Raw genomic sequence first — 12692 nt, forward strand, 5'->3', positions numbered from 1 at the left:
TCGATAAAAGTCAGAACCAACACCGAAGATCCACAACACCATCCTCACTGTCTCGGTACGCTCGCAAGCTCGCTACTCGACCACCGCAGGGGGTCGGGCGCTCGCTACTCGACCACCGCAGGGGCCGTCTGCTCGCCAACCGAGAACCGCGGGAGAGATGGTGAGTGTGTCGATCCGGATGTTTCACGTGAAACGTGGGTGGTCTCGGTACGCTCGCAAGCTCGCTACTCGACCACCGCAGGGGAGCCGCGAGCTCGCTACTCGACCACCGCAGGGGAGCCGCGAGCTCGCTACTCGACCACCGCAGGGGAGCCGCAAAGCTCGCTACTCGACCACCGCAGGGGGCACGAGCTCGCTACTCGAGCACCGCAGGCGGCCGGAGCGCGAGGCTGTTAGTAGGCGTCTGCATCACGACGACGACCGACGTGGTGAAGGCCTCGCCTAGAGTAGGGAGGTCCCCCGAGCGAGTGAGCGGAGCGTTTCACGTGGAACATCCCGAGACCACGGGTGCAGCAGCATCCTTCTCTCTCGACGACGACACTCCCCTCGCCCGTGAACTGGCCGATCTGTCCGCCCGGCGCCGCGCGCTGGAGACAGCCGACGTCGAATTCACGGGCCGTACGCGCGTACTCACAGTGTCGAATCAGAAGGGCGGCGTCGGAAAGACGACCAGCGCCGTGAACATCGCCGCGGCTCTCGTCTCAGTCGGCGCGCGGGTGCTGGTCATCGACCTTGACCCGCAGGGAAACGCATCAACCGCTCTCGGAGTTCCTCATACCGCCGATGTTCCGAGCATCTACGACGTTCTGATCGACGAGTTCCCTCTCGCTGACATCGTTCAGGCGAGTCCCGAGTCACCGAATCTCCTCTGCGCGCCGAGCACAATCCATCTGGCCGGCGCTGAAATAGAGCTCGTGACCCAGGTCGCGCGCGAGTATCGTCTGCGCACAGCGCTCGAGGACTACTTGAGCAGTCTTGATGAGCGCCTCGACTTCGTGCTGATCGACTGCCCGCCTTCGCTGGGTCTCCTCACGATCAATGCATTCGCTGCTGCTCAGGAGCTATTCATCCCCATCCAGTGCGAGTACTACGCGCTTGAAGGGCTCAGTCAGCTGCTCGGCACGGTGCGGATGATCCAGAAGCATCTGAACCCGAAGCTCCACCTCTCGACGATCCTTCTCACGATGTACGACGGGCGCACGCGCCTCGCACAGCAGGTCGCCGACGAAGTACGGGAGCACTTCCCAGCCGAGGTCCTCTCGACTGTCATCCCGCGGTCGGTGCGGGTCTCGGAGGCGCCGAGCTTCGGTCAGACGGTCATCGCCTACGATGGGCAGTCGGCCGGAGCCGTGGCCTATCGCGAGGCGGCCGTCGAGATCATCCGCCGTGACAATACCGGCACCGGGAGCACATCCGCGGTGCCCGACTCCGCCCAGCGCGGTGAGGGAGAATCCTGATGGCGAAGCGAACAGGCCTCGGACGAGGCATCGGCGCCCTGATCCCGACGCAGGAACCGAATGAGGCCCGCCCGGTCGACGTGTTCTTCCCCGGCGCTCAGATAGGCCCCGCGCCATCCGCGTCGGCGTCCGAACCCGACGAGGCCGCTCCCGCCGCAACCGACGATCTCGTCGCGGTCCCCGGCGCTCGACTCGTGCAGCTCGACCCCCACGACATCGTCCCGAACCCCCGGCAGCCTCGCACGAACTTCGACGCCGACGACCTGGCCGAGCTCGTGCACAGCGTTCGCGAGTTCGGCGTGCTGCAACCGGTCGTCGTCCGCGCGGCCGAGAACGGCACCTACGAACTCATCATGGGGGAGCGCCGCACGCGGGCTGCGCGAGAGGCTGGCCTGACATCGATCCCCGCCGTTGTCCGCGACACCGCCGACGAAAACCTCCTTCGTGACGCACTTCTCGAGAACCTGCACCGATCCGAGCTGAATCCGCTTGAAGAGGCGTCCGCCTATGAGCAGTTGCTCGCAGACTTCGGGATCACCCAGGAGCAGCTCGCGACGCGCATCGGACGCTCGCGTCCGCAGATCAGCAACACCATCCGTCTCCTCAAGCTGCCCATTCCCGTACAGCAGCGGGTCGCCGCGGGCGTGCTCAGCGCGGGGCACGCTCGGGCCATCCTGTCGCTCGACAACCCGGATGCGATGCAGCGCCTGTCGGACAAGATCGTGAACGAAGACCTCTCGGTGCGCGCTGCCGAGGCAGCCGCAAAAGGAGCGGATGCTGCCGATCGGCGCTCACCGGCGCCCAAGGGCGGCGCCCGTCGCGCACATCTCGATGAGGTCGCGGAGCGGCTCGGCGACCGCCTCGACACGAAGGTCAGGATCAGTCTGGGCGCTCGAAAAGGCCAGATCAGCATAGATTTCGCGACAATTCAGGATCTAAACCGCATCCTCGCCGCCATCGGTGAGACCGAGTACGGCGCGGTCTGACCCGAGGGTTTGGCGGGTCTCGATACGCTCGCAGAGCTCGCTACTCGACCTCCGCCGGGATGGTAATTAGGACACCGCGACGGAATGGAAGTCGACGGGTCCTGGGCAGGAGCCGTTGGATGTGCTGGTGTAGGGGATTTCGATCCATTCGTCGCGCACGACTTCTCCCGAACCGTCGACGATCACGATTCGGATGCCGGCACCGGGGTATAGACCGATGGTGTCGGCGGCTGCGTAGGGCGGTTCTGGGGGAACCTCCCAGCCCCCATCCCTGCTGGGAGCGATCGCAGCTGGCTCGCATTCGGCGCCAAAGCATGCCGCCACAGTTCCGTTGCCCACGAGATCGGCGCTGATCTCGACTTTCACGGGGGACATGTAGACATACCCGATTGCTGGGCAGGCAACCCCTGGTGGGACGCACGCGGCGAGTGCCGCGATGGCCAGCAGCAACGCTGTCGCCGCAAACACGCGAAATCGCATGGTCTGCAATCTATATCAGCGATCTGGCGTCCTCCCCGCGGGGAGAGGCCAGGGGCTCGCCTGTCTTGGGTATGTGGTGAGCTCGTGAGCCTGGGCGCGGTCTGACCCGAGGGCTTGGCGGGTCTCGATACGCTCGCAGAGCTCGCTACTCGACCTCCGCCGGGGGTGTGGCAGAGCTCGCTACTCGACCTCCGCGGGCAGGGGCAGAGCGCGCTACTCGACGGCCGCCGGCCGGGGGGCTGGGCGAAGCGCGGCCGCGCGACGGCGCAGTACGACCGTCTCCGCCTCGTTACCGGGAAGCGCGGCGGCGCGTTCGAAGGCGGCGGCCGCAGCATCCGAGTCTCCGCGTCGCTCGCTCAGCTCGGCGCGCACCGCGTGGAACGGGCGGAAGCCGCTGAGCTCGTCGTCCAGCTCGTCGACGAGCGCCAGGGCTGCATCGGGGCCATCCGCCATGGCGACCGCCACCGCACGGTTGAGCCGAATGACTGGAGAAGGCGCGAGGGCGACCAGACCGTCGTAGAGCGCGACGATGCGCGGCCAGTCGGTGTCATCGGCGGTGGGAGCGATCGCATGACATTGCGCGATCGACGCCTGCAGTCCGTAGTACGCCAACCCGCGGTCGGAGGCGGTCGCGCGAGCCAGCGCGGCCCGACCTCGGGCGATCGCCGAGCGGTCCCACCGGCGTCTGTCCTGTTCGGCGATCGTCAGCGGGAGCCCTTCGGCGTCGACGCGCGCTGCAAAGCGCGACGACTGGAACTCCATGAGGGCGATGAGTGCGTGCACCTCGCGCTCGTGGGGCATGAGGGCCGCGAGCTGCCGCGCGAGACGCACCGCCTCGCGCGCGACATCGGGGCGGATGGGATGCTGGCCCCCGGCGGCCGCGTATCCCTCGGTGAACAGCAGGTAGATGACCTGAAGAACGGTGGCCAGCCGCGCGGGGCGCTCGCTGCGGTCCGGGACCTCGAACGGAATGCGGGCGTCGCTGAGCGTGCGTTTGGCCCGCACGATCCGCTGCTGCACCGTCGGAACGGTCATGAGCAGCACACGCGCGATCTGCTCGGTGGTGAGTCCGGCGACCGTTCGCAGGGTGACGGCCAGGCGCGCTTGCGCGGGCAGGATGGGGTGACAGGCGGTGAAGACGAGCCTCAGCACGTCATCCTCGATGCGGTCTGGGTCGCCCAGGGCCTCCACGGGGTCTTCCCGCTCCGCGAGAGCAACATCGTGGGCGAGGAGCGGCTCGCGCTCGTTCATGCGCTCACGCCGCCGCCAGCCGTCGATCGCGCGGCGCTTGGCGACGGTCAGCAGCCACGCACCGGAATTATCGGGGATGCCGGAACCCGGCCACTTCGCGAGGGCTTCCAGCAGCGCCTCCTGGGCGAGGTCTTCCGCCCACGCGAAATCGCCCGTATGGCGGGTCAGCGCGGCGACGATGCGCGCGGACTCGGCTCGCCACACCGCCTCGACCGCGCGGTGCCCGGAGGCGGGGTCGGCTCCGACCGCGCGGTGCCCAGAGGCGGTGCCCTCGCTCATTCACCCAGCGTATTCGCGACCGACGGCCGCGGTTCCGGACCTCGTCGTAGGCTGGATTCATGGAGAGGCGTGACGACACCACGAGACGGCGAGCGAGTCTCGAGGTGCTCCGCGCAGAAGCATCCGATGAGCGTCAGACCCTCATCCACGAGCGACTCCGTGACGGCGAAGACCCGTGGGACTTCATGGAAGACCTGCCCAGCGTGGATGAACTGGTCGTCTTCATGCTCCGTGCCGACAACATCATCGAGAACGGCGGAGCCAAGCCGAGTGCGGCGCGGCACTACCGAGTGCTACGACAGATCGCCCTCGACTACCCGCCGCTGACGCCCGCAGTCTGGCGGCTGCTCGGCGAGGCCAACACGCACCGCCGCTGGGATGCGGTGGTGCGTGCTGACGCGTCGTAGGTGCGCCCGGACGGCGGTCACGACTGGGCGGCGCGCCACTCCTGCTCCTTGACGAGCCATTCGTTGTCGGACGGCAGATCGAAGTCTGAGATCTCGTTCACGCGCCGCACTTCCAGGAAGACGCCGGGGCCCAGCGGGCACTTACGGGCCCAATGCTCGGCCTCTTCGCGAGTGGCGACCTCGAGCATCCAGAAGCCGGTGAAGACCTCGCGGGCCTCGGCGAACGGCCCGTCTGTGACGACCGGCGGAGTCGACGAGAAGTCGACGCGGAAGCCCTCCGAGGCGTCGGAGAGACCCTCGGCGGACAGCAGGATGCCGGCATTCTGCAGTTCCTCGTTGTACGCGCCCATCGCAGCGACGATCGTCGCCATGTCGAGGTCTTGCGAGGCCGCGGCGGCCTCGGGCAGCACATTCATGTTCAGCATGTAACGCATCAGGGTGTTCCTCTCGGTCGGCGGGGCTCGGTGCGGCCCCTTCATCTTGTACGTCGAACGACAGGGGCTGAGATCGACAGTTGCGCGAAAAAACCCCCGAGGGATGTCGTCCTCGGGGGTTCTTCGTAAGTCAGGCGGATCTCGATACGCTCGCAAGCTCGCTACTCGATCGCCGCGTGGTGGTCGCGAGCTCGCTACTCGATCGCCGCGCAGGGCGATTAGCCGATGAAGTCGGCGAGGTCCTTCTCGAGCGCGAACTTCGGCTTGGCGCCGATGATCGTGGTCTTGACCTCTCCGCCCGAGAACACCTTCATCGCGGGGATCGAGGTGATCTGGTACTTCATCGCGAGGTCGGGGTTCTCGTCGACGTTGAGCTTGAGGATCGTGATCTTGTCGGGGTTCTCCGACTGGATCTGGTCGAGCACCGGGGCGACCATGCGACACGGTCCGCACCACTCGGCCCAGAAGTCGACCAGCACAGGCCCCTCCGCCTGCAGGACGTCCTGGTCCCACGTGCTGGAATTCGTTGCCTTGGCGGTCATGTCATTCTCCTTAGATCTGAAGCTGGGGTCATCGGGTAGAACAGGGGATGGTGGCGGATTGTTCCGCGCTCACAGGCGGCGCTCAGGCGGCGTCTGCGCCGGCCAGGTTCTCGATCTGGTCGTCGCTCATCGCGGGAAATCCGGCCTCGCCCAGAGCGGCCAGGAAGTGCTCGGCGTCGAGGGCAGCGACGGTGCCGCTGCCGGCGGCCGTGGCCGCCTGGCGGTAGGTCGGGTCGATGACGTCGCCCGCCGCGAAGACACCGGGCAGCGACGTGCGCGACGAGCGACCGTCGACCCAGATCGTGCCCTCGGCCGTGAGGTCGAGCTTGCCGTGCACGAGGTGCGTACGCGGGTCGTTGCCGATCGCGACGAACAGTCCGTCGAGCGGCAGCTCGCGGGTGGATCCGTCGACGGTGTCCTGCAGGACGACGCCGTTCACCGCATCCTCACCGAGGATGTCGGCGACTTCGCTGTTCCAGATGAACTCGATCTTGTCGTTCGCGAACGCGCGCTCCTGCATGATCTTCGAGGCGCGCAACGAATCCTTGCGGTGGATGACGTACACCTTCGACGCGAAGCGCGTGAGGAACGTCGCCTCCTCCATCGCCGAGTCGCCGCCGCCGACGACGGCGATCGTCTTCTCGCGGAAGAAGAATCCGTCGCACGTCGCACACCACGAGACGCCGCGACCGGACAGGCGCTCTTCGCCGGCCAAGCCGAGCTTGCGGTAGGCGGAACCCGTCGCATAGATGACAGTGGATGCCTCGTGCACGGCGCCGCTGCCGAGCTTCACGGTCTTCACGGCGCCATCGAGGTCGAGCTCGACCACGTCGTCGTAGAGGATCTCGGCACCGAACTTCTCGGCCTGCGCCTGCATCTTCTCCATGAGCTCAGGGCCCTGGATGCCGTCCGGGAAGCCGGGGAAGTTCTCGACCTCGGTGGTGTTCATGAGCTCACCGCCCGCCTCGACGGAACTCGCCACGACGAGGGGCTGGAGGTTGGCACGCGCCGCGTAGACGGCGGCCGTATAGCCTGCCGGACCGGATCCGATGATGATGACCTGACGCACTGCGGTTCCCCTCGGTGAGTGACAGACGCTTCAACACATGGTAACCGCGCGGCATTCCCGCGAGGTCGAGGGTGCATTGCGACGGTCGAGGGTGCATTGCGGGACAGGTCAGCGGCGACCGGGGAGGCGGCGGCGCACCAAGTCGAGCGCGGGCTCGAGCTCGGGGGTGCGCAGCAGTGCGAGGAACCCCAGGTACACCAGCATGCTCACGGCGCCGATGATGATCGTCCCGACGACCGCAAGGACCGTGCTCTGGAGCATCCAGCCGTCCACCCCGCCCAAGAGCACGAACGTCAGCCAGCCGGCACCGGCTGCGGGCAGCGCGGCGATGACGAAGCGGCCGAGTGCTCGCATCCACGCGCCCACGGCGATGCCGCCCAGTCGCCGGTTCAACAGCCAGGTCGCGACGATCACCTGCACGATGCTGGCGAACGACTGCCCGAGCGCGATGCCCGCCGCGAGGTTCTCGGGCGGCAGGATCGCTGCGGCCACCCACGCGGTGACGACGACGAGCGCGCACTGCATCACTGTGAAGTAGAACGGCGTGCGGGTGTCGTTGTAGGCGTAGAAGGTCCGCTGCACGACGAACAGCACGGCCAGCGGCACCAGTGCCACGAGGAAGCAGAGCAGCACCGCGGCGGCGGCAACGGCATCCGCTGGGTCGTTTGTGAAGATGCGCGACGCGGGGATCGCCGCGACGGCGAGCGCGGCGGTTCCGCCCACGAGGAAGACACCGAGGGTGCGGATGCTCCGCCCGATGTCACCGCGCACCTCATCGTGCCGCCCGGCGACGGCGTGCTCGCTCAGCTGCGTGAAGTAGGTGGTGCCGATCGAGAGCACGATGATCGAGTAGGGGAGCATGAAGATCAGCCAGGCGTAGCCCATGACCGACTGCGCAGCGTTGCCACCCGATGCCGAAGAGACGACGCGCGACTGGACGAGCCCGGCGATCTGGCCGGCGATGACCATGAGGAACGTCCAGCCGGCGAGCCGGCCGATCTGATTGAGACCGACGCCCCGCCAGTGGAAGTCGGGACGCACGTGGATGCGGGTCCGGCGCCAGAAGAGCATGAGCACGCCGGCCTGGATCACGATGCCGAGAGTGGCGGTACCTGCGAGGACGGCGACCATCTCGGGAGTCCAGCCGTCGACACTGGACCGGTCACCACCGAAGAGCACGATGAACAGGACGAACCCGGCGATCGAGACGAGGTTGTTCACGATCGGCGCCCAGGTGAAGGGCGTGAAGATGCGGCGGGCGTTGAGCGTCTCGCCGAGGAGGGCGTACAGGCCGTAGAACAGGATCTGAGGCATGCACCAGTACGCGAATGCGGTGCCCAGCGCGAGCTGAGCCTCCGTGAAGTTCGGCGCATACAGCTGCACCAGCCACGGCGACGCGACGGTCGCGATCGCCGCGGTGACGATGAGCACCACGGTGCCCAGGGTGAACAGTTTCGAGATGAAGGCTCTGCCGCCGTCGGGGTCGGCGCTGACGCGGACGATCTGCGGCACGATCACCGCCGTGAGGATGCCCGTGGAGATGATCGCGAAGATCGAGTTGGGCAGGGTAGTCGCGACGGTGAACGCGTCGGACGCCTTCCCGAATGAGCCGATTGCCGCGACCAGCACGATAGAGCGCAGCACTCCCGTGACGCGCGACAGGAGGGTGCCCGCGCCGATGAGGACGCTCGCGCGGCCGATGCTGCTCATGAGGCTCTCGGGGGGTCGGTCCGAGCATCCGTCGCAGCATCCCGTCGCGCGCGCCGGCGGCGGTGGATGGTCCTGACCAAGCCGAAGACGACGAGTGCGCCGATGATGACCAGGAGTGAGGTCAGCGCGATGCCCTCCCAGTCGGCACGGACGGTGATGTCGGCGCGCTCGGGCGTGCCGATCGGCTCGCCCGTGGGGCTGCGCAACTGCAGGTCGACGCTCATCTGGGCGTTTCTCACGTGCGCGGTGAGGGGCACCTCGACCCGGGTGTTGCTGCGCGGACTCGCGCCGGTCACGGTCGTCTGCGGTTGGACGTCGACGCGAAGATCGTCGCCGGTCGCGTGCAGGACGACGTTCGCCGGGTAGGGGAGGTCGTTGCGCACCCAGAACTGGAGCGGCGTCTGCGGGCTGAGCAACTGGATGGTCGTGGGTGCGAGGATTCCGACCGCGCCCAGCGTCGCGGCCGTCGCGGTCTGGTTCGCGCTCAGCGCGGTCTGCCAGTCATCCGGCGAGTCGCGCCACGCGTTGCCGAGCAGCTGCAGCGCCTCGGCGCGCTGCCGACCGGTGAGCACCGACGGATCGTCGAGGATCGTCGCGAACGGAGCGATACGCGCCTCACCGGCGAAGAGGGTGGATGCGGCATCCGGCCTCACCGGCTCGCCGGCGGAGACGACCGACCCCGTGGACTGGGCGGGGGCGTTCGTGAGCGCCTCGAACCCCACCGCCGAGAGCCCCGGGGCCTGGGCGGCCGAGATCGCGGCGCTCAGGGCGAGGGTCGAGCGGCCAGACCCGCGGTCGACGGTGACCAGAAGTGGCCGGCCCCCGGCATCCTTCGCGGCGAACGCGAGGTAGGCCGTCGCCGCCGTGAGGGGTGCGCCACGCAGGGCGGCGGTGTCGATCAGGGATGCTGCGTGCAGCGCCGACGACACGTCGCTGTCGTACGCCAGCACGTCGGCGCCGTCGGCGGTCGCGTGGGCAGGCACGGTCGACCCCGTCGCACCCGCGGCGAGCGTGCCTGAGGGGAGGAGGGTGACCGATTGCGGGGTGTTCGCGGCGAGCGCGCCGAGCACTCCGGCGGTCGTGGTGCCTCCCGCGGGCCAGAAGATGTCGGCGCGCCCGCCGCCGATGTCGAGGAGCTCGTCGAGGGACGGGTAGTCGGGGCCCGTTGTCGAGGTCGGGGACGGGGTCGAGCCCGTCCCCGTCCCTGACGCCGTGCCTGATGCCGTCGCGAAGTCGGGAGCCGACATGTACGCCTGCAGCGAGGTGGGGCTCTCCGGCGCAGGCAGCCCGGCTTCGAGCTGGGCGGCGACATCGGCATCGCCGAACTGCAGCGCGAAGCGCGAGTTGGGCAGTGACTCGAGCCGCGCCAGCCACGCCAGCGCGCGCGCCGGTGCAGCCGTTCCCAGCACTCTGATCGCGGCGGGCACGGCGGGGTCGACCGCGAGGATCGCCGTCGTGCCGGCGGCCGCGTCGAGCTGGCTTGAGAGCGAACCGTCCGGTGCGGTCAGATCGGTGAGTTCGGCGGCCGAGAGCAGCCCGGCCCCGATCGCCGGCGCCGTGATCGGGACGACGACGCCGATGCCCGTCGCCGTCGCGGCGGCGTCGGGAACGATCATCGCGCTCGCGGACGAGACGGTTCCGGACGCGTCCGTGTACGAGGCGATCAGCGGATAGACCCCCGGTGCGCGGTTCGCGAGGGCGGCGTCGGTCGACGCGACCGAGAGCGTGCGGGTCTCGGACGAGTCGGAGTCGACGGCGGGAAGGTCGACCTGGCCGATAGCGGTCAGTGTGCCAGGGGCGCCGCCGGCGGAATCGAGCCATGAGGTCAGCGCCGCGCGATCGGGCAGGGCGGTGTCGCCGAGAATCAGGGTCACGCGCGGGGCGGCCAGGGTGGCGGGTGTGCCGTTCTCTATCGTCATCGAGGCTGTCAGCCCGTCGCCAGCGCGCACGATGCCGTTGGCTGCCGGCGACAGAGTGAGGTCGACCCGCCCAGTGGCCGAGGGGGTGGGCGACGGTGAGGCCTCGGCGATCGAGGGGCCTCCGGCGGCCGATGCGGCCCACGCGCCGGATCCGAGCAGCAGGATGACGGCCGCGACGGCGCCGACGCCCCGGGCCCACGCGAGCGCGCGCGGGCGGGCGGGGGTGCGGGCAGGGGTGACGGTCATGTAGGCGCTCCTGTGCGATTCATGACCGCACGGTCGGGTGCGATTCTACGGTCCGACCCTCCGAGCACCCCGAGCGCGCGCCGCGTGAGGTGAGGGTGCATGACGGGGCGTGAGGGTGCACGGCGCTGACGGCGGTCGCGCAATGCACCCTCGGTTCTCGCAATGCACCCTCGGTTCTCGCAATGCACCCTCGCCGAGGGTGCATTGCGGAGGCGGTTGAATGGAGTCGTGCTGCCTGAACCCGACCCCGCGCTGTGCCGACTCCTCGCCGACGACCTGCGCGCCGCCGGCTTCGCTTCACAGGCGCTGCGAGCCGCGTGGGGTGCGCAGGCCGACGATGCCATCCCGCGCGGCCTGCGCGGGCCCGCCCTCCGGTCGATCGACGGCCGCGCGGACGCGCTCGCGGTCCTCGGCCGCCTCCTCGTGCTGGGCATCGCACAGCCGGTGACTGACGTCGCGGCGGCGCTGCCCCGTGCCGGCACGGCGGGTATCGAGGGCCTGGGCGTCGCGGTGCGCGAAGGCGACAGCATCCGTCCTCTCGTTCTCGTGCGCCCGCAGTCGTTCGCCGATGAGCACGGCGACGGCGAATGGTGGATCGCGAGCGACCTCGACGAGGGGGCGCTGGGCACGGCGTTGCCCGAAGACCACGTGCTCGGGGTCGGTGGCGCCTCGCTCACGCTCGCAGGGCTCCAGCTGCCCACACCCGCCGCGTTCGGGCTGGACGTGGGCTCGGGATGCGGCATCCAGGCGCTGCGCGCGCGTCGGATGGTCGATCGGGTCGTGGCGACCGACATCTCGGAGCGCGCGCTGCGCTTCACCCGCCTGAACGCCCTGCTCAACGGCGTGGACGGGATCGAGACCCGACTCGGGAGCCTGTTCGAGCCGGTGAGTGCGCAGGCCGGCGGCGTGGAGACCTTCGACCGGATCGTGTCGAACCCGCCGTTCGTGATCACGCCGCGCGCATCCGGCGTGCCCGCGTACGAGTACCGCGATGCGGGCATGGTGGGTGACGACCTGGTCGCGGCGGTCATCCACGACGTCGGGGCTCACCTCGCGGCCGGCGGCGTCGCGCAACTGCTCGGCAACTGGGAGACGCGTGCCGGCGTGGAGGGGCTCGATCGGGTGCGCCACTGGGTGGAGGCATCGCCGGTGCCGCTGGATGCCTGGGTCATCGAGCGCGAGTCGATCGACCCGCTCGCCTACGCCGAGCTGTGGGTACGCGACGGGGGTACTCAGCCGGGCACCCCCGCGTTCGCGGCGCTGGTGGATGCCTGGCTCGACGACTTCGCGGCGCGCGAGGTCACCCGCATCGGCTTCGGCTACGTGCTGCTGCGCCGGCCGCCGTCGGGCGACGGCCCGACCCTCGCGCGCTACGAGGGGCTGGTCGGCGGGCTCGGGGATGCGCCGCTCGGCGCGCACCTGGCCGCCTCGCTCGCCGCGCACGACCGGGTCGTGGTGCTCGACGATGCCGGGCTCGCCGGCGCCGTGCTGATCACCGCGACCGACGTGACCGAGGCGCGCCACCACCTGCCCGGGGCCGAGCATCCTCGCGTGATCGAGCTTCGTCAGGGCGGCGGCTTCGCCCGGACCGTGACGGCCGACCCCGGGCTGGCCGGCCTGGTGGGCGCGTGCGACGGGGATCTGCCCGTCGGGGCGCTGATCGACGCGATCGCGCAGCTGCTCGAAGTCGACGCGGTGGAGTTGCGCGCGGAGCTGCTGCCCCAGGTGCGGGAACTCGTCTTCACCGGGTTTCTCGCCTTCGCCTGACCGAGGTGCGGTTGCCGAGCGTGTCACAACTCCTCCTCGGTAGCCCCCGGGCAGGGCGAGAGCCCCGCAATTGCGGTGTGGCGGATCATGGCGGCCGAGGTCGAGGCGGAGTTGAAGCACACCCGGACGGGGAGCGGTGGGGTCG

General features: G+C 69.2%; 11 protein-coding genes. 4 read left to right on the forward strand and 7 right to left on the reverse strand.

The features are described from left to right. The first annotated feature begins 485 nt into the window (after positions 1-485). Both ACFE6Z_RS12005 and ACFE6Z_RS12010 read left to right on the forward strand, forming a co-directional pair. Complete coding sequence (locus ACFE6Z_RS12005; protein ID WP_375385925.1) at positions 486-1457, forward strand: ParA family protein; 972 nt, start codon at positions 486-488, stop codon at positions 1455-1457. Continuing rightward, a complete protein-coding gene (locus tag ACFE6Z_RS12010; protein WP_375385926.1) occupies positions 1457-2443 on the forward strand; it encodes a ParB/RepB/Spo0J family partition protein in 987 nt (328 codons plus the stop codon). Before ACFE6Z_RS12005 ends, ACFE6Z_RS12010 begins: the two co-directional genes overlap by 1 nt. Before the next feature lie 66 nt (positions 2444-2509). On the opposite strand, the gene ACFE6Z_RS12015 is transcribed toward ACFE6Z_RS12010, so the two are convergent. Beyond that, complete coding sequence (locus tag ACFE6Z_RS12015; RefSeq protein WP_375385927.1) at positions 2510-2923, reverse strand: hypothetical protein; 414 nt, start codon at positions 2921-2923, stop codon at positions 2510-2512. A gap of 213 nt (positions 2924-3136) precedes the next feature. After that, positions 3137-4453, reverse strand: a complete 1317-nt coding sequence (locus tag ACFE6Z_RS12020; protein WP_375385928.1) for an RNA polymerase sigma factor — start codon at positions 4451-4453, stop codon at positions 3137-3139. A 59-nt stretch (positions 4454-4512) separates the two neighbouring features. Here ACFE6Z_RS12020 and ACFE6Z_RS12025 point away from each other — a divergent pair, with 59 nt between their 5' ends. Beyond that, entirely contained in the window at positions 4513-4860 is a 348-nt protein-coding gene (locus tag ACFE6Z_RS12025) for a tryptophan synthase subunit alpha (RefSeq protein WP_375385929.1), read from the forward strand. 17 nt (positions 4861-4877) lie between these two features. Here the strand turns inward: ACFE6Z_RS12025 and ACFE6Z_RS12030 are convergent, their stop codons facing one another. From ACFE6Z_RS12030 to ACFE6Z_RS12050, 5 genes are all read right to left on the reverse strand, one after another. Then, the gene (locus ACFE6Z_RS12030) at positions 4878-5294 is read right to left on the reverse strand and encodes a YciI family protein (RefSeq protein ID WP_375385930.1); all 417 of its coding nucleotides are present in this window, start codon (positions 5292-5294) and stop codon (positions 4878-4880) included. Between the two features lie 218 nt (positions 5295-5512). Continuing rightward, a complete protein-coding gene (gene trxA / locus ACFE6Z_RS12035; RefSeq protein ID WP_375385931.1) occupies positions 5513-5836 on the reverse strand; it encodes a thioredoxin in 324 nt (107 codons plus the stop codon). Positions 5837-5918: 82 nt separating this feature from the next. Further along, entirely contained in the window at positions 5919-6905 is a 987-nt protein-coding gene (gene trxB / locus ACFE6Z_RS12040; protein WP_375385932.1) for a thioredoxin-disulfide reductase, read from the reverse strand. 108 nt (positions 6906-7013) lie between these two features. After that, a complete protein-coding gene (gene murJ / locus ACFE6Z_RS12045) occupies positions 7014-8615 on the reverse strand; it encodes a murein biosynthesis integral membrane protein MurJ (protein WP_375385933.1) in 1602 nt (533 codons plus the stop codon). Continuing rightward, positions 8612-10780 carry a DUF6049 family protein gene (locus tag ACFE6Z_RS12050; protein WP_375385934.1) on the reverse strand — a complete coding sequence of 723 codons (2169 nt, stop codon included), beginning with the start codon at positions 10778-10780 and terminating at the stop codon, positions 8612-8614. Before ACFE6Z_RS12050 ends, murJ begins: the two co-directional genes overlap by 4 nt. A gap of 228 nt (positions 10781-11008) precedes the next feature. Between ACFE6Z_RS12050 and ACFE6Z_RS12055 the strand changes: the two genes are divergently transcribed. Beyond that, a complete protein-coding gene (locus ACFE6Z_RS12055; RefSeq protein ID WP_375385935.1) occupies positions 11009-12547 on the forward strand; it encodes a methyltransferase in 1539 nt (512 codons plus the stop codon). Positions 12548-12692 lie beyond the last annotated feature (145 nt).

This window comes from uncultured Microbacterium sp. (genome assembly GCF_964244775.1).
GTDB lineage: Bacteria > Actinomycetota > Actinomycetes > Actinomycetales > Microbacteriaceae > Microbacterium.

Coding starts and splice junctions, on each gene's coding strand:
- ACFE6Z_RS12010 (WP_375385926.1), top strand. CDS start 1,457: ATGGCGAAGCGAACAGGCCTCGGACGAGGCATCGGCGCCCTGATCCCG.
- ACFE6Z_RS12015 (WP_375385927.1), bottom strand. CDS start 2,923: ATGCGATTTCGCGTGTTTGCGGCGACAGCGTTGCTGCTGGCCATCGCG.
- ACFE6Z_RS12020 (WP_375385928.1), bottom strand. CDS start 4,453: ATGAGCGAGGGCACCGCCTCTGGGCACCGCGCGGTCGGAGCCGACCCC.
- ACFE6Z_RS12025 (WP_375385929.1), top strand. CDS start 4,513: ATGGAGAGGCGTGACGACACCACGAGACGGCGAGCGAGTCTCGAGGTG.
- ACFE6Z_RS12030 (WP_375385930.1), bottom strand. CDS start 5,294: ATGCGTTACATGCTGAACATGAATGTGCTGCCCGAGGCCGCCGCGGCC.
- trxA (WP_375385931.1), bottom strand. CDS start 5,836: ATGACCGCCAAGGCAACGAATTCCAGCACGTGGGACCAGGACGTCCTG.
- murJ (WP_375385933.1), bottom strand. CDS start 8,615: ATGAGCAGCATCGGCCGCGCGAGCGTCCTCATCGGCGCGGGCACCCTC.
- ACFE6Z_RS12050 (WP_375385934.1), bottom strand. CDS start 10,780: ATGACCGTCACCCCTGCCCGCACCCCCGCCCGCCCGCGCGCGCTCGCG.